17 protein-coding genes are annotated in these 16,349 nt (G+C 43.2%); 12 read left to right on the top strand and 5 right to left on the bottom strand.

Features of this window, described 5'->3' with window-relative positions; genetic code table 11:
• Positions 1-54: 54 nt before the first annotated feature.
• Positions 55-1,491 (top strand): 16S rRNA (cytosine(1407)-C(5))-methyltransferase RsmF, encoded by a 1,437-nt coding sequence (gene rsmF / locus KI742_RS21005; protein WP_285386229.1) that lies wholly within the window; start codon positions 55-57, stop codon positions 1,489-1,491.
• Between the two features lie 283 nt (positions 1,492-1,774).
• Here the strand turns inward: rsmF and KI742_RS21000 are convergent, their stop codons facing one another.
• Positions 1,775-2,608 carry a S1 RNA-binding domain-containing protein gene (locus tag KI742_RS21000; RefSeq protein WP_017633794.1) on the bottom strand — a complete coding sequence of 278 codons (834 nt, stop codon included), beginning with the start codon at positions 2,606-2,608 and terminating at the stop codon, positions 1,775-1,777.
• 192 nt (positions 2,609-2,800) lie between these two features.
• On the opposite strand from KI742_RS21000, the gene KI742_RS20995 reads away from it, so the two are divergent.
• A complete protein-coding gene (locus tag KI742_RS20995; RefSeq protein WP_213912428.1) occupies positions 2,801-4,153 on the top strand; it encodes a hypothetical protein in 1,353 nt (450 codons plus the stop codon).
• A 33-nt stretch (positions 4,154-4,186) separates the two neighbouring features.
• Here KI742_RS20995 and KI742_RS20990 read toward each other — a convergent pair whose 3' ends face one another.
• Positions 4,187-4,684 carry a DUF4442 domain-containing protein gene (locus KI742_RS20990; RefSeq protein ID WP_005377418.1) on the bottom strand — a complete coding sequence of 166 codons (498 nt, stop codon included), beginning with the start codon at positions 4,682-4,684 and terminating at the stop codon, positions 4,187-4,189.
• A gap of 374 nt (positions 4,685-5,058) precedes the next feature.
• Here KI742_RS20990 and KI742_RS20985 point away from each other — a divergent pair, with 374 nt between their 5' ends.
• Entirely contained in the window at positions 5,059-6,117 is a 1,059-nt protein-coding gene (locus KI742_RS20985) for a 3-deoxy-7-phosphoheptulonate synthase (protein ID WP_005377417.1), read from the top strand.
• A 21-nt stretch (positions 6,118-6,138) separates the two neighbouring features.
• Positions 6,139-6,621, top strand: coding sequence for a YajQ family cyclic di-GMP-binding protein (locus KI742_RS20980; RefSeq protein WP_005377415.1), 483 nt, complete (start codon positions 6,139-6,141; stop codon positions 6,619-6,621).
• Between the two features lie 102 nt (positions 6,622-6,723).
• Here KI742_RS20980 and KI742_RS20975 read toward each other — a convergent pair whose 3' ends face one another.
• The gene (locus KI742_RS20975; protein ID WP_005377406.1) at positions 6,724-7,644 is read right to left on the bottom strand and encodes a bifunctional precorrin-2 dehydrogenase/sirohydrochlorin ferrochelatase; all 921 of its coding nucleotides are present in this window, start codon (positions 7,642-7,644) and stop codon (positions 6,724-6,726) included.
• 460 nt (positions 7,645-8,104) lie between these two features.
• On the opposite strand from KI742_RS20975, the gene KI742_RS20970 reads away from it, so the two are divergent.
• The 6 genes from KI742_RS20970 to KI742_RS20945 all read left to right on the top strand — a co-directional run bounded on the left by KI742_RS20970 (position 8,105) and on the right by KI742_RS20945 (position 13,347).
• Positions 8,105-9,133: an amino acid ABC transporter substrate-binding protein gene (locus tag KI742_RS20970; RefSeq protein WP_005377403.1), complete on the top strand. Its 1,029-nt coding sequence runs from the start codon at positions 8,105-8,107 to the stop codon at positions 9,131-9,133.
• A 73-nt stretch (positions 9,134-9,206) separates the two neighbouring features.
• Positions 9,207-9,332 carry a hypothetical protein gene (locus KI742_RS20965; RefSeq protein WP_277987590.1) on the top strand — a complete coding sequence of 42 codons (126 nt, stop codon included), beginning with the start codon at positions 9,207-9,209 and terminating at the stop codon, positions 9,330-9,332.
• 19 nt (positions 9,333-9,351) lie between these two features.
• On the top strand, positions 9,352-10,557 hold the full coding sequence (locus tag KI742_RS20960) for an amino acid ABC transporter permease (RefSeq protein WP_005377402.1): 1,206 nt from the start codon (positions 9,352-9,354) through the stop codon (positions 10,555-10,557).
• A gap of 1 nt (position 10,558) precedes the next feature.
• Positions 10,559-11,656 carry an amino acid ABC transporter permease gene (locus KI742_RS20955; protein ID WP_005389988.1) on the top strand — a complete coding sequence of 366 codons (1,098 nt, stop codon included), beginning with the start codon at positions 10,559-10,561 and terminating at the stop codon, positions 11,654-11,656.
• Positions 11,657-11,679: 23 nt separating this feature from the next.
• Positions 11,680-12,429, top strand: a complete 750-nt coding sequence (locus tag KI742_RS20950; RefSeq protein WP_005377400.1) for an amino acid ABC transporter ATP-binding protein — start codon at positions 11,680-11,682, stop codon at positions 12,427-12,429.
• A 249-nt stretch (positions 12,430-12,678) separates the two neighbouring features.
• Positions 12,679-13,347 carry a Bax inhibitor-1/YccA family protein gene (locus KI742_RS20945; RefSeq protein WP_186585018.1) on the top strand — a complete coding sequence of 223 codons (669 nt, stop codon included), beginning with the start codon at positions 12,679-12,681 and terminating at the stop codon, positions 13,345-13,347.
• A 76-nt stretch (positions 13,348-13,423) separates the two neighbouring features.
• Here the strand turns inward: KI742_RS20945 and KI742_RS20940 are convergent, their stop codons facing one another.
• Positions 13,424-13,798: a chromosome partitioning protein ParB gene (locus KI742_RS20940; protein ID WP_005377398.1), complete on the bottom strand. Its 375-nt coding sequence runs from the start codon at positions 13,796-13,798 to the stop codon at positions 13,424-13,426.
• 408 nt (positions 13,799-14,206) lie between these two features.
• Here KI742_RS20940 and KI742_RS20935 point away from each other — a divergent pair, with 408 nt between their 5' ends.
• Positions 14,207-14,536: a TusE/DsrC/DsvC family sulfur relay protein gene (locus tag KI742_RS20935; protein WP_005377396.1), complete on the top strand. Its 330-nt coding sequence runs from the start codon at positions 14,207-14,209 to the stop codon at positions 14,534-14,536.
• Positions 14,537-14,538: 2 nt separating this feature from the next.
• Here KI742_RS20935 and yccX read toward each other — a convergent pair whose 3' ends face one another.
• Positions 14,539-14,811, bottom strand: coding sequence for an acylphosphatase (gene yccX / locus KI742_RS20930; RefSeq protein WP_017634611.1), 273 nt, complete (start codon positions 14,809-14,811; stop codon positions 14,539-14,541).
• A 90-nt stretch (positions 14,812-14,901) separates the two neighbouring features.
• Here yccX and KI742_RS20925 point away from each other — a divergent pair, with 90 nt between their 5' ends.
• Positions 14,902-16,305, top strand: a complete 1,404-nt coding sequence (locus tag KI742_RS20925; protein ID WP_017821867.1) for a methyl-accepting chemotaxis protein — start codon at positions 14,902-14,904, stop codon at positions 16,303-16,305.
• Positions 16,306-16,349: the final 44 nt, after the last annotated feature.

The raw sequence follows: 16,349 nt of genomic DNA, 5'->3' as shown, positions 1-16,349 counted from the left end.
TCTGCTTCGCTTTCGTATATTATTTGCTACAAATTCTGCAAACGAGATCCCACATTGCATCCTAATGTTTACATCCCAGACGCGTTTCTGGAAAAAATCCAAACTATCCTTCCTGCTCACCTCAACATGGAAGACTTTATCGCGTCGTGCCAAAAGCCACTGCGCAAAAGTATTCGAGTTAATACGTTGAAGATCAGTGTTGAAGCGTTTCTAGAACGAGCAGAAACAAAAGGCTGGAAGCTTTCTCCTGTGCCTTGGTGTGACACAGGTTTTTGGATTGAAGCGGATGAGTCAGTTGTACCATTAGGCAACACAGCAGAACACATGTCTGGCTTATTCTACATTCAAGAAGCCAGTTCGATGATGCCGGTATCTGCTCTGTTTATGAATGATGAATCTTACGATGCCGTGTTAGATACCGCAGCCGCTCCAGGCTCAAAAACCACTCAAATTGCAGCTTTAATGAACAACGAAGGTGTACTTGTGGCCAATGAATACGCCGCAAGTCGTGTAAAAGTACTGCACGCTAATGTGGAACGTTGTGGGGTACGTAACGCCGCACTAAGTAACTTCGATGGACGCGTTTTTGGCGGTTGGCTACCAGAACAATTTGATGCGGTTTTGCTCGACGCGCCTTGCTCTGGAGAAGGCACCGTTCGCAAAGACGAAGATGCGATGAAAAACTGGACGCAAGCTTCCGTACTCGACATCGCTGACACGCAGACAGATCTTATTGAAAGCGCCTTCCATGCATTAAAGCCAGGTGGTGTGATGGTTTACTCAACATGTACGCTCAGTACAGAAGAAAACCAACAAGTTTGTCAACACTTGAAAGAAACCTTTGGGGATGCTGTAGAGTTTGAAAGCCTTGAGAACTTGTTTGAAAACGCAGAGGCAGCTCTAACTGAAGAAGGCTTTTTGCATATTTTCCCGCAGGTCTACGACTGTGAAGGGTTCTTTGTTGCAAGAATTCGCAAACTGGCTGCTGTTGAGGCGCCAGAAGTCAAAAAGCGCATGGGGAAATTCCCCTTTGCTAAAACTTCAAAAAAAGAATCGACAGAAATTGCTCAACAACTCCAAAGCGCGTTAGGTATTAAACTTCCAAATGACAGTTCTGTATGGCTTCGCGATAAAGATGTCTGGCTGTTCCCTAATGCTTTAGAAGCGATGATCGGCGAATTACGCTTCTCCCGTATGGGTATAAAGATCGCGGAAGCCCATAAAAATGGCTACCGTTGGCAACACCAAGTCGCGACTGCCCTGGCGACAGGTTCTGAAAGCAACGCCATTGAACTCAGTATTGAAGAAGCGCGCGAATGGTACATGGGGCGTGATGTTCGCCCACAAACCATTCCTGAGGGAATGAAAACAGGTAAAGGCGAAGTACTTGTCACCTATCAAGGCGCAGTTATTGGCCTTGGCAAGTGGGTAAGCAACCGAATAAAGAATGGTCTTCCTCGCGAATTAGTACGAGATAAGAACTTATTTTAAAAGACGTAACGAACCATAAATAAATGAAAAGCCATCGTATTTGCGATGGCTTTTTAATTCGTAAGTATGAAAGCAAGTGGGCTCGCTAGCGATCCGGACACGCTGTACTAAACTAGTTGTATCAAAGTAATGCTTTGATGTGGCATTTCTCTCTATGTTCACCAACAAAATTATTGTTGGACAAGTTTAGCGCAGGCTCTGCGGAGCCGTTTCCCCTAGGCCCAAAAAAAGGAAAAGTTTGGGCCGTTTTTTTGGCTGCAGATCCGCTATACGTGAGTTAGGACTACGCTAGACGAATACCGTCTTTCTCAATGACAATTTTACCCTGCTTGTATAAGCCACCGATGGTCTTTTTATAAGTCCCTTTACTTGTGCGGAAAGCATCAAAAATCGCTTCAGGAGACGACTTGTCATTCAAAGGCAAAAATCCGCCTTTCTTCTCTAGCAGGTCAAGGATCTTACTAGAAAGATCGTCCATTTTCGCCACACCGACTTTTTGTAGAGCAAGGTCGATTTTGCCATCTTCACGAATGTGCTTAATAAAGCCTTTCAGCTTTTTACCGATGTAAAGCTTACCAAAAACATCCGATGGGAAAATCATGCCCCAATGCTTACCGTTAACGATAGCTTTATAACCAAGTTGACTACGCTCTGCGATGATCAAATCAACTTGCTCGTTAACTTCATAATTCGCTGGAGTTTTATCTAACCATTTATTGAACTTAGTCGTACCAACAATGCGACCTGACGCCTTGTCGGTATAAACATACACTAAAATGGTTTGTCCGGCAGAGAAGCGAGTGCGTTGCTCACTAAAAGGAATCAGTAAGTCCTTTTCTTTGATGCCCCAATTTACAAAAGCACCTGTCGCATTCACACCCTCAATCTTCATTAAACCCCATTCACCCACTTGGGCAATTGGTCTTTCAATGGTCGCAGCAAGTTGGCTTTCTGAATCGAAGTACAGAAATACGTCTACATGCTCACCAATTTCAGTACCCTCTGGTACATACTTACTAGGTAGTAGAACAGAACCGTAATCATCGCCATCCAGAAATACGCCAAAATCAGCCTTTTTAATGACTTCTAAGCTGTTAATTTGACCAATTTTAATCATTGATTTTGTCTCTTTTTAAATTTACGTGGAATTATACCTAAACTAACAAGAAAATCAGAGAGAAAAGCATAGTGCTCTGTTATGCTGTTGTCGTTCAGCTATATGCCCCAGTCACTCTTTTAGTACTCTTATACTTACCTGCTCAACGGAACGCATAAGTTAAGAATGCTTTAGCAAAGTCAGGAGCTTTCTTTGGTCACCGTCGATAAACAAGACTCAATAACATTAAAAATCAGTCATGCACTCGCAAAGAGCAAAAGTGTCGACCTAGATATTTACTTTTTTATACCTGGTGAGCTTGGTTTAAACGCCGATATCATCAGTGAATCCGAATTTTATTACACCTCAATCACACAGCAACGATCTTATTACAGTACTGAAATCCTTCTTCCGCTAGTACACAGTCGACTTGCCAAACGTGGACGCCTGTCGAATCAGCAATACCGAGTAAGTTTGAGTTTGTTCGCTTACCAATACGTTATCGCGCTAGACAAAGCGGTAGCAAGTTTAAACAAGCATGAGAACAACTTCGTAACGGAAGATGAAGTGGACGAAGTTATCGAGCTCACGCTTGAGATCTTAAAGCGCTTGCGGCGTTCTATTCCTTATGAAGAGAACTTAAAACGCTACTACGTTAACATCGATAACTATCTGTCTTGGTATACCGAGCAAAAGTTCCTGTCACTGGTGGCCCATCTACCACGTGAAGGCGACTATGGCACGATCAAAAAGCGTCTGATCACGCTATGTGAGAAAGAGCAAGCCCATCGTAAACTCAACAAATACAACTCATCAAGAGTCGTTGAAGACGTTACTCGCTTATCTAACAAAATGCGCTTGCTAAGGCGATTGATTGAACACCCTATCGTGCTTCGTGAAGAAACCATATCGATGGGTAACAACATCAAGCGTGCAATCAAAGGCATTGCAACCGGTTTAGTTATGGTTGTCGTGACCTCTACCGTGATTCTCGCTCGCGATTATCTGGGGGAAATTTCTGCCTCATTCATTATCGCGATGTCTTTTATTTACGCTTTACGAGAAATCTTTAAAGATGATTTACGCGATGCTATGTGGCGATGGATCCGTAAAGGCAAGCCAAAATGGCGTAAGAAGTATGTTGATCCAACGACGAAAAAAGTGGTTGGCAAAAAATTGGAGTGGCTCGATTATCGTACCTTAAGTAGCTTGCCGGATAAGATTCAAAGAATACGTAAAAAACGCGTCGTTCAACGTGAAGAGCAGATTCTTCATTATCACGAGAAAACCGAAATGGCGACCTCTCTTTTCTTGAGTGGTTACGAACAAACGAGAGAAACATTGAACATCAGTTTACGCCCTATCATCCGCTTGATGGATAAAAGCTCAAACCGAGTTTACCGTTTAAATGAAGGTCAAGTAACCAAAGAGTCAGTAGAGAAACGTCATTTGCTCAATGTGATTGTCAAAGAGGACAACCACACCGATGAGCCTGTTTATTACCGCTGGAAAGTGGTCTTAAATCGCTCCAAAATCGTCTCTATCGAGAAGATTGAACTCAATTAAGCCAACGCCTTTAAACAAACGAGCCACAAACCACTAGGCAGCCTCTTTTCTTTGTTGGGCTGCTTTTTTTATCGAAAGAGTAAGCGAGAATTCAGCCATTGGCTCGTCACCATGTAAGTTAGGACACAGCGCGACAATTTTTACGTCACGATTTACTCGTTCACCCGTTGCCAAGGTGTGCTCGAGCATCTCATCAATGACATGACCATCGTTACAAACAAAGTGCACATCGGCTTCCGGGCGCTTTAAAAACTCGGCTTTCACCCCTTTAAATGCCAGCGAGATCGCTTCTCCCTTTTCTTGCGCTTTACTCATAGCAAGAAAACCACCAGCAACATCAGCGCCAACGGCTAAAGCGCCGAAATACATGCTATTCAGGTGGTTCTTCGTCCTTCTGCGCAATGGGATACGAACCTCAACATGCTTGCTATCTATCGCAATGATTTTAGGGTGGCAAAGCCAAATCAGCGGCACTTTTGAAAAGCCAAACAGATTTAGATACAAATTCGCACGACGTAGAGCTGATAACATTTTGGTCTCCTTACCAATCTAGTCAGACCAGTTAATCAACGAAAGAAATAGATGTCAAAGAAATGTTAACAAAAGCTCGATCTCACGAGTTATTTAACCTTCAGGAAGTGACGGCGTCACCCGTAAGGTATGAAGTTTATCGCAGTTACTTAGATTACCTTACAGCGAGATAGAGAAAATGGTTATAAATTCAAATGTATATATATATTGATTTAATGATCAAGTTTTGTCATTTATACATAAGTCATTTAAATGAATACCTACACCTTTGTATACAATTCGGTATTTCCTGGCGAAGATTCCCGTGAAACGGTTTATTCCTGCCTGTAATTCCGTTATCTTTACCCCTTCGCAATAGAGAATAAAGCTATAACATGCCTATAAAAACAGATGAATTGAGAACCCAACCTTTGGGTCCAATGCCTACCCCAGCAGAGCTAGGTAGTGTACATCCTATTACGGATGACGTTGCAGACCGTATCGCTCAATCTCGTCGTCAGATTGAAAACATTTTATCGGGTGAAGACAATCGCCTTCTTGCGATTGTAGGTCCGTGTTCTGTTCACGACACTGAAGCTGCCATTGATTACGCCACTCGTCTGAGTGAAATCCAAGACAAGTACAAAGACGAGCTATTTATCGTGATGCGTACTTACTTTGAAAAGCCTCGTACAGTAGTTGGTTGGAAAGGTTTGATTACGGACCCTAACCTAGATGGTTCTTACGCACTTGAAGCTGGTCTTCATAAAGCTCGTAAACTACTACTGGATATCAACAAGCTTGGTCTTGCGACTGCTACTGAGTTTCTTGATATGATCACTGGTCAATACATCGCGGATTTGATCACTTGGGGCGCGATTGGTGCTCGCACAACGGAATCACAAATTCACCGTGAAATGGCGTCGGCACTATCTTGCCCAGTTGGTTTCAAAAATGGCACAAATGGCAACGTAAAAATTGCAATTGATGCAATTCGCGCATCGAAAGCATCGCATTACTTCTACTCGCCAGATAAGAACGGTCGAATGACGGTTTACCGCACAAGTGGCAACCCTTACGGTCATATTATTCTGCGCGGTGGAGAAAAAGGCCCTAACTTTGATGAAGCATCAGTCAAACAAGCATGTGATGCTTTAGCTGAGTTTGGATTGCCACAACGTTTGGTTGTGGATTTCAGCCATGCAAACTGTCAGAAGCAACACAGAAAACAAATCGACGTAGCTCAAGACATTTGTAACCAAATTAAGTCAGGCAGCACTCGTATTGCGGGTATCATGGCCGAAAGCTTTATTCTTGAAGGCAATCAGCCAATGACTGACATCAATAACCTAACGTATGGTCAGTCTATTACAGATCCGTGCCTAGGTTGGGAAGACACTGCTACAATGCTAGATATGCTGGCAAGCGCTGTTAAGTCCCGAAAGTCCCTATAACAAAATAATCAAGGAATCTTCATGCCATCGTTTGATATTGTTTCTGAAATCGATACGGTTGAACTACGTAACGCCGTTGATAATGCTAACCGTGAATTGTCTACTCGTTTCGATTTCCGCAACGTAAATGCGAGCTTTGAGCTAGTAGAAGAAAACGTAAAAATGTCTGCGGAAGGTGACTTCCAACTTAAGCAAATGCGCGACATTTTACGCGGCCACTTAGCGAAGCGTAACATTGACGCGAACGCAATGGATGCACAAGACCCAGACGTTACTGGTAAAAACTGGCACCAAACTCTGCTTTTCCGCCAAGGTATTGATACTCCAACGGCGAAAAAAGTAGTGAAACTTATCAAGGACGCAAAGTTAAAAGTACAAGCTTCTATTCAAGGCGACAAAGTACGTGTTACTGGTAAGAAACGCGACGACCTGCAAGCGACAATGGCAGCGATTCGTGAAGCAGAGATGGGTATCCCATTCCAGTTTAACAACTTCCGTGATTAATCAATCTGAGAAGTAAGTAAAAACGCCAGCGCATAATCCGCTGGCGTTTTTTATTGGCTTTTGTGTAACGAACTACGTATCCACTTTTAGCATTTGGCATTGCTAGATAACCAAGTCCTGCCCTTGCAGCAATACGAATTCGCTCGTTCCTTGTGGTATGAACACGCAAATTCGAAGCTTTTCAGCTTTAGCCTTGGCCAGCATATCCGAAAGCTCAGCAGCGCTCGAGAAAGCTTCTCTTTCTGCATCTCTGCGTATTAGTTCTAACACATTCGCTTCACATCGAGTTGAGTACAGAGCCAGCTCCGCTTGTTGCATATAGCGTACGGCTTTTATTGGCAACATCTCAACATCTTTCCCAACATGAACCCAAGTACAACTTCCCTTTTCATCTAAAGGTGTTGCCATGGTCGCTTGGTAAATTGCTTCTAACTCTCGATTATCTCGCGCGTTTTCCACCTCGGGATTCGAGAAGAATTGCTCCCAAAACTTGCGGCGTAAATCGACACTAGGCAGCGCCTCTTTAATTGAGTTTCGCTTTGAGTTAGCAAAATCCGCCATCAACCCCATGTTTTGTGGCAGTATCGATTCAAGTTTTTCACGGATGTTTCGAATTAAAACTGGCGAAGCTCCACCACTAGAGATAGCGATTTGGATGCGGCCACGATTAATCATAGACGGCGTGATGAAATCACAATAAGGCTTATCATCCACAACGTTAACCAAGATGCCTAGCTCTTTGGCATCTTTGTACACTTGGTGATTTAGCTCAGGATTGTCTGTCGTCGCCCACACTTGAACAAAGTTTTTAGTGACAATGTCACTCGAATAGAAACGTTGTACCCAGCGCAGTTGATGCTCAGAAGCAAGCTTAGACAGAAAATCAACCAACGTCGGAGAAACGATAGTCACATCCGCCCCAGCCTTTAGCAACGCTTCCACCTTTCGGCTTGCCACCTCACCGCCACCCACGACGAGAACGGGTTTATTAATTAAATCTAAGAACAGAGGAAAATATCGCATTTCAATCCATGATTACTCTAATTAGCTGTTGTAGACCATGCTACCAAAAATGGGGCAAGCTCATCACCCTGTTTCGGTATCACAAATAATTTTTGTTTGAATTTTTACTGAACTTCACCTTGCTCAGCTAATGACAGTTTTAATAACAACTTTTTATTCTTTTGTATTGTTCACTCTTCTATTGATTGTTCTGATGCACCAAATTGTCCATGAATTGCACTATTTACAAACAATTAACATTTCGTCATTCTAAATCTCAAGGCACTTTGTAAGTTCTCTCAAAACTTCATTTAAATTATATATTTGAGAATTAACAGATCCTTTCCTACGCTTATAACTGGTTGATCTATCGAATGCCGTTTCTTCGAAAATCAATCACGTAGGACGATAACTCTAACGAATTGGACACGTTATTTCAGGTCACTCCTGATTAAACATGGATCATACAGGAAGGATACAAATGGCAAATAAACTCACAGTTCTTGCTTCCGTCGTAGCGGCTTCTACTGCGATGATGGCAACATCAGCTCAAGCAGCAGACACTACTCTGGACAAAGTCACAAAACAAGGCTTTCTTACTTGTGGCGTAAGTACCGGTCTACCTGGTTTCTCTAACCCTAACTCAAAAGGCGAATGGGAAGGTATCGACGTAGAATATTGCCAAGCACTGGCTGCAGCTGTTCTTGGGGATAAAACGAAAGTTAAATATGTACCCCTAACCGCAAAAGAACGTTTCACTGCGCTTCAATCTGGTGAGATTGATGTGCTTTCCCGTAACACGACCTGGACTCTCCACCGCGACACTGCACTGGGCCTAAACTTCGTAGGTGTGAACTACTACGACGGTCAAGGTTTTATGGTGAAGAAGGAGCTTGGTATATCAAGTGCTAAAGAGCTTGATGGTGCGTCGGTATGTGTTCAATCAGGTACAACAACCGAGCTAAACCTTGCAGATTATTTCCGCAACCAAGGCATGGCGTACAAACCAGTGGTATTCGACACAGCGGCGCAAACTTCGAAAGGTTTTGATGCGGGACGCTGTGACGTATTAACAACTGACCAATCTGGCCTTTATGCACTACGTTTGAATTTGAAAGATCCGTCCTCTGCGGCCGTTCTTCCAGAAATCATCTCTAAAGAGCCACTAGGTCCAGTCGTTCGTCAAGGCGATGATCAATGGTTTAACATCGCTAAGTGGACATTGTCTGCGATGATTAACGCTGAAGAATACGGTATTAGTTCGAAGAATGCGGATGAAATGCTGAAGTCAACAGATCCAAACATCAAGCGTATCCTTGGTGTTGATGGCCCTAAAGGCAAAGGGTTGGGTATCCGCGACGATTGGGGCTACCAGGTTATCAAACAAGTTGGTAACTATGGTGAAAGCTTCGAACGTACAGTCGGTACTGGTTCGCCGTTAGAAATCTCTCGTGGCGTTAATGCGCTATGGAATGCAGGCGGCTTTATGTACGCGCCACCAATCCGATAGAAAGAGTTAATCAGGGCGGTTCATGCCGCCCTTTTTCTTGATTATATCTCACTGTATGAGTAAGGATCGCTCATTGGATGGCGAAAAGCGCTCGCTTGGTGGAACGGCTTTAAAGGTTCGTAAGTCACCAGACATGGGAGCGTTATTCTTTAGCCAGCAAGGACGAAACTTCTTTATACAGGCCGATATCTATAACTAAGGTTTGAGGTTATCGCTGTATGAAACCGACACAAGATGCATCGCCAAGTACGATGTCCAAACCAAGCGGAAGCAAGAGCCTGATTTATAATCCTGCCTTTCGTTCTGCTATTTTCCAGATCATTGCCATTGCTGCACTGGTATTTTTCTTTTACACGATTGTAAACAACGCTCTCAATAACTTAGATGCTCGTGGTATTGCAACGGGCTTCGGTTTTCTGAATCAAGAAGCCGGATTTGGTATTGGGTTAACATTAATTGAATACGATGAAACGTACTCTTACGGTAGAACATTTATCATCGGCCTTCTTAATACGGCGTTAGTCTCCGTATTAGGTATTATTCTGGCTACTGTGATTGGCTTTACCATGGGGGTTGCCCGCCTTTCTTCTAACTGGTTAGTTAGTCGTTTAGCGGCAGTTTATATCGAAACTTTCCGAAATATCCCCCTTCTTCTGCAAATATTCTTCTGGTATTTCGCTGTTCTTCAAGCATTACCCTCACCACGCCAAAGCTTAAGTCTTGGTGAAGCTATTTTCTTGAACGTTCGTGGCTTATATTTCCCTGCACCGACTATGGAACCTGGCAGTAGCTACGTTATTGCCGCGTTAATCTTCGGGGTAATCGCAAGCTTATTAATTAATGTATGGGCGAATAATAAGCAACGTCTCACTGGGCAACAAACCCCAATGGGAAGAATAGTTTTGGGTTTAGTTGTTGGCCTTCCATTGGTTGTGTACTTCCTTGCTGGTATGCCAATTTCACTGAATTATCCTGAACTAAAAGGGTTTAACTTCCGAGGTGGTATTAGCATTATTCCTGAATTGGCCGCGCTACTTTTGGCATTGAGTGTTTATACAGCTTCTTTCATTGCTGAGATTGTGCGCTCTGGTATTAATGCGGTTAGCCATGGTCAAACCGAAGCAGCGATGTCGCTAGGCTTACCACGCTCGAAAACTTTAAAGCTTGTTGTCATTCCTCAAGCGTTACGAATTATTATTCCACCTTTAACCAGTCAATATCTCAACCTCACCAAAAACTCATCGTTAGCGATGGCGATTGGTTACCCAGATCTTGTCTCTGTGTTTGCTGGTACTACCCTGAACCAAACGGGACAAGCGATTGAGATCATTGCGATGACGATGGGCGTGTACTTGACATTAAGTCTGATTACGTCTGCATTAATGAACTTGTATAACCGTAAAGTCGCGCTGGTGGAGAGATAATATGAGTACTCATCAATTTCAACCGGATCTCCCACCACCCGCCAATACTGTAGGCTTCGTTGGTTGGATGCGGAAAAATCTATTTAATGGCCCTATCAATTCCATTGTTACTGTCATTCTTGCGTATATTGTCGTAACTGCAATATGGTATATCGTGGATTGGGCGTTTATTAACGCAGACTGGATTGGCTCAACGCGTGACGACTGTAGCCGAGATGGTGCTTGCTGGGTATTTATCAGCGTGCGCTGGGAGCAGTTCATGTATGGTTTTTATCCAGAGTCCGAACTATGGCGCCCTCGCCTTTTCTATATCACATTAGCCATATTTACCGTTTTACTCGCGTATGAGAAGACACCGAAACGGATGTGGATTTGGCTTTTCTTCGTAAACATCTATCCATTCATCATCGCTGGGCTGTTATACGGGGGTGTCTTTGGACTAGAAGTGGTCGATACACACAAATGGGGTGGATTACTCGTTACGCTCATTATTGCGTTAGTTGGTATCGTAGTTTCACTGCCAATTGGTGTGGTGCTTGCGCTTGGTAGACGTTCAGAGATGCCGATCATTCGCAGCATTTGTACCGTCTACATTGAAGTTTGGCGTGGCGTTCCGCTTATTACGGTTTTGTTCATGGCTTCGGTTATGCTTCCATTGTTTATGTCTGAAGGTTCAGAGACAGATAAACTGATTCGCGCCCTTATCGGTGTGGTTATGTTTGCCTCCGCTTACATGGCAGAAGTGGTACGCGGTGGTCTACAAGCCATTCCGAAAGGTCAATATGAAGCCGCTGATGCGCTTGGGTTAAGTTACTGGAAAAAGACTGGGCTTATTATCTTGCCACAGGCGCTAAAGATTACTATTCCTTCTATCGTGAACACCTTTATCGGTTTGTTTAAAGACACCAGTTTAGTACTCATCATTGGCATGTTTGACGTACTCGGTATAGGACAAGCAGCAAATACCGACCCTGAATGGTTAGGTTTTGCTACTGAAAGTTATGTATTTGTCGCGTTAGTGTTTTGGGTATTTTGTTTTGGCATGTCACGCTATTCGATATGGCTTGAAAACAAACTTCATACCGGTCACAAACGATAACTCATCAAGATCAAGGACGTATTATGACGCAACAACAAGATTACATGATCCAATTGAAGGACATGAATAAATGGTATGGTGAGTTTCACGTACTAAAAAATATTAACCTCGACGTTAAGCGCGGCGAGAAAATCGTTATCTGTGGCCCATCTGGGTCGGGAAAATCAACGATGATTCGCTGTATTAACCGCCTTGAAGAACACCAAGCAGGCAGCATTTACGTCTCTGGTACGGAATTAACTGAAGACTTAAAGAACATTGAAGCAGTACGCCGAGAAGTGGGCATGTGCTTTCAACACTTTAATCTCTTCCCTCATTTAACCGTACTGGAAAACTGTACGCTCGCGCCTATCTGGGTGAAGAAGATGCCAAAAGATGAGGCAGAAGCAGTTGCGATGAAATATCTGGAACGTGTAAAAATTCCAGACCAAGCGGAGAAGTATCCCGGTCAGCTGTCTGGTGGCCAGCAACAACGTGTGGCGATTGCTCGCTCTTTGTGTATGAACCCTAAAGTCATGCTTTTTGATGAGCCAACATCTGCACTCGACCCGGAAATGGTTCGCGAAGTACTGGATGTAATGGTCGAACTCGCCGAGGAAGGCATGACTATGCTATGTGTGACACATGAAATGGGCTTTGCTAAAGAGGTTGCCGATCGCGTGATATTCATGGACGCAGGAGAGATCATCGAAGAAAACAACCCGGTCGACTTCTTTGAGAATCCTCAATCGGATAGGACCCAAAACTTCCTAGCGCAAATCTTACACCACTAAGATTTAGCCGAATCGACATAAAAAAGCACTGGTTTCTATGAAGCCAGTGCTTTTTGTTACTAAATTCAAAAATCCGTGTGAGAATCAACATAGCTATGCTAGGCAGTAATATTGTGTTACAAGTTGCCAAATACATAACATCTTATTTCCATTATCATTTTATCTAGGATATGCATGAAAAGGGCTTGATTTTTTGAACTTTCAGCCCCATAAATGTACCAATAGTAAACTCCCTTATTGAGGATAATTATGAACAGTCCAATGTTTACTCGTTCAACAAGTGTTCCTAATACACTAGAAACTAACAAAGTACTGAAAAACACTTACTTCCTACTGTCGATGACACTGATGACCAGTGCTATCGCAGCAGTCGCGACTATGGCAATGCAAATTTCACCAATCATGGCAATTGTGATGCAGCTTGCAGCGATTGGTATTTTGTTCTTTGTTATGCCAAAGGCAATCAACTCATCATCTGGTATCGTTTGGACATTCGTTTTCACGACTCTAATGGGTGGTGCTTTAGGTCCAATGCTTAACTACTACGCATCAATTCCAAACGGTCCTACTATCATTGCTCAAGCTCTAGGTTTGACTGGTATGGTGTTCCTTGGCCTATCGGCTTACACCATTTCAAGCAAGAAAGATTTCTCTTTCATGCGCAACTTCCTGATGGCGGGTTTGATCATTGTGATCGTTGCAGCGCTGATTAACATCTTCGTTGCTTCAACAATGGCTCACCTAGTAATCAGCAGTGTTTCTGCACTCGTGTTCTCTGGTTTCATCCTATTCGATACAAGTCGTATCGTTCGTGGCGAAGAGACAAACTACATCAGTGCAACAATTTCGATGTACCTAAACATCCTTAACTTGTTCACTAGTCTACTAAGCATTCTAGGTATTATGAACGACGATTAATCGTTTCTCGTTAAGTAGAATAAAAAAGCCCGAAGGTAATTCCTTCGGGCTTTTTCTTTGTGTGCAATTCAGTGTATTACGCCTGCTCTACTGACAACTCGATAACTTCGTCAGCTTCTGGATTTTCTCTAAAGCGTCTCACTTTGATCGTTTCCTCTCCTAACATGATTTGCTTGGCGATTCGGTGCATACCGTCAAAAACACGATAGTCACTGGTTAAGATTACCGGATACGACAAATCAGCATTGTTGATTCGTTGGCAATGTTTTGCAATTTCACGGCAGGTTGGCTGTGGCCCTTCATGACTAAACCAAGTCACTTCATTTGGGCCTTTGATATCATCAATCGAAATTTCTTCTACAGGTAAGGATTCTGCAAGTTGCCAAATACGCTCGATGGACCAAGTGGATTTTACATTGTCATTAATCTCAATGTAACGTTGTTTCGACATGACTAACTCCTTGTCATCATTGTTGTTTCTAACCTGAATACAGGCTTTCATTAATCCAATGAGAATATCGGTCTATGAAAACAAACACAACGTTGTCAGCTATTCATTCACCCATAAAATCCCATAATCAGACAAGTAGCCAAGAAAAAACCAAAACAAAAATGAATAAGCCTGGATATCCATGCAATTTCGTTGGTACTCACCCCGTAAAATTTCTAACAAACTGAATAGTTTCCTATTTATTTGAATAAAAGAGCATTTATATCAAAGTGCCTAGCTCAGTCAAAAACACTCACCATTTTGTACGCTTTTGCTTCGCTCGGCACTACTTCGAGATTCTTTTGTTGAGAACATTCTCGGCTGTCGCTAATCTATAAACATCCATGTTTACTTAACGGATAAAACGTTATGTTCGTTTACAACGGCAAAGAAATTGAAACGGATGCTCAAGGCTACTTATTGGATCATACTCAATGGGAAGAAGGTATGATTGAGCTTTTAGCAAAAGAAGAAGACATCGAGCTTACGGATGCTCATTTGGAAGTTGTGCATTTTGTGCGAGACTTTTATGAAGAGTTTAATACCTCCCCTGCAGTGCGTATGCTTGTGAAAGCGATGGAAAAAGCGCACGGCCCGGAAAAAGGTAACAGTAAGTATCTATTCAAGCTGTTTAAAAAGGGGCCAGCCAAACAAGCAACCAAATTAGCCGGCCTACCAAAGCCAGCTAAATGCTTGTAGATTCATAAAATTTTAAAACCGCGTAACGGCTTATACGACGCAGGCTCCTGCATCACATGCTCTACTGTTGCCGTTCGCGGTCCTTCTTGTAACCATTCCGAAAACGCAACTATTTGCGCGTCTGTTCCACACGCCATCACTTCAACATCACCATTGTTTAGGTTCTTCGCATAACCTGTTAACCCTAGCTTCAATCCTTGATGGGAAGTATGGTAACGAAAGCCCACGCCTTGAACATGACCTTTTACTATAAATCTCTCACACTTTACGTTCATCTTTGTACCGCTTCTTTTTACTGAGTGATATATTCTTTTCGTCTATTCACCCCACTAAGGATAGTGGGTTTTTGCACGGTTATTATAATTATGAAAGAAATTCCATTCCGCTGGATTGATAAGTATCTCATTCACTTAAAGATTCAAGAAAAGTTCTATTTGCTCTTCGTTCTCCCTCTTCTTGCTTTAGTCATTCTCACTCTCGTCCTTAATAGCGCGGCTAATACACTGATCTCAAGTATGTACCAAGAAGAGCTCATGCTTATGAAAGGTCTGATAGAGGCAGGCAACCTTTCTCAATCTCAAGTAGCAAGCCTCATAGCGGGTTCAGAAACCGTTTCTATTGGCTCTGGTTCGCAATCCGTGTCTGTTTTAAATGGTGCGTACAGTTTGGTTGCGAACCATGAACTTTCTTTATGGACTGCCCTATCAACGACTCAAGTGAGCATCATCTGTGTGAGCTTGTTTATTCTCGCTCTTGGCGTTTACTACATCATGACGTTTATTGGCGGCGCGATGTTCACGATGAACAAAGCATTAAACACCCTTGCGGGTGGCGACTTAACTGCGAGAATGAACTTCTTCCCTGTTCGCGACGAGTTTAGTGAAATTGCTATTACGATAGACAAAGTTGCAGAACGAGAGCAACAAATGGTGCTGTCGATTCAAGAGTCTGTGGCGTTAATGCAACAAATTAGCTCAGACCTGAATCAATCGATTCATCACAGTTCAGATATTTCAGCGACTCAGCAGGAACACCTCAACTCTCTTGCGAGTGCAACTGAACAGATGGCATCAACGATTCGAGAAGTCGCGACACTAGCTCACGATTCAAGCACGCAAACCGATGATGCGCGAAACGTGGCTCAGTCTGGACAAGTGAAAGTTGAGAATACGCTTCACTCGATTTCGAACCTTTCTAATGAGATTCAATCTGCGTCTCAAGCCGTTGCCGAGTTAGATGCCAATGCAGCACAAATTGATGAAGTCGTGACAACCATCAATGGGATCTCCGAGCAAACCAACCTACTTGCTCTGAACGCGGCTATTGAAGCTGCACGTGCTGGAGAACAAGGTCGTGGATTTGCGGTCGTTGCGGATGAGGTTCGCGCTCTTGCGGGACGCACTCAGCAAGCGACAGTGGAAATCCAAACGATGATTGAATCGTTACAGCGTAACAGTCAGTCACTTACTAAGCTGATGGAAGTGACAGTTAATAACGCAAATGAGGGACAAAACCTCATGACGGAAGTGAATCACGAAATCGGCTCTTTGGCAGATAAAAATCAAACTATCTCCGACAGTAGCATTCAAATTGCAACAGCAGCTGAAGAGCAAGGTGTAGTCGCGGACAATATCGCCTCAAGCGTTGAAGAAATTCGAGTTCAAGCAGATAACGTGTGCAATATGATAAGCACGACTTCACAAAACGTTGATCAACTGCGTAAGCAAAGCGACACAATGGAAGCACTACTTACTGGACTTAAAGCATAGCAACGGAATCTGTTACAGCAAATTCAAGTAAATTACCACCTTCT

Source organism: Vibrio sp. D417a, from assembly GCF_030248595.1.
Taxonomy (GTDB): Bacteria; Pseudomonadota; Gammaproteobacteria; order Enterobacterales; family Vibrionaceae; genus Vibrio; species Vibrio alginolyticus.
This window is presented reverse-complemented; position numbering and strand designations above follow the sequence as displayed.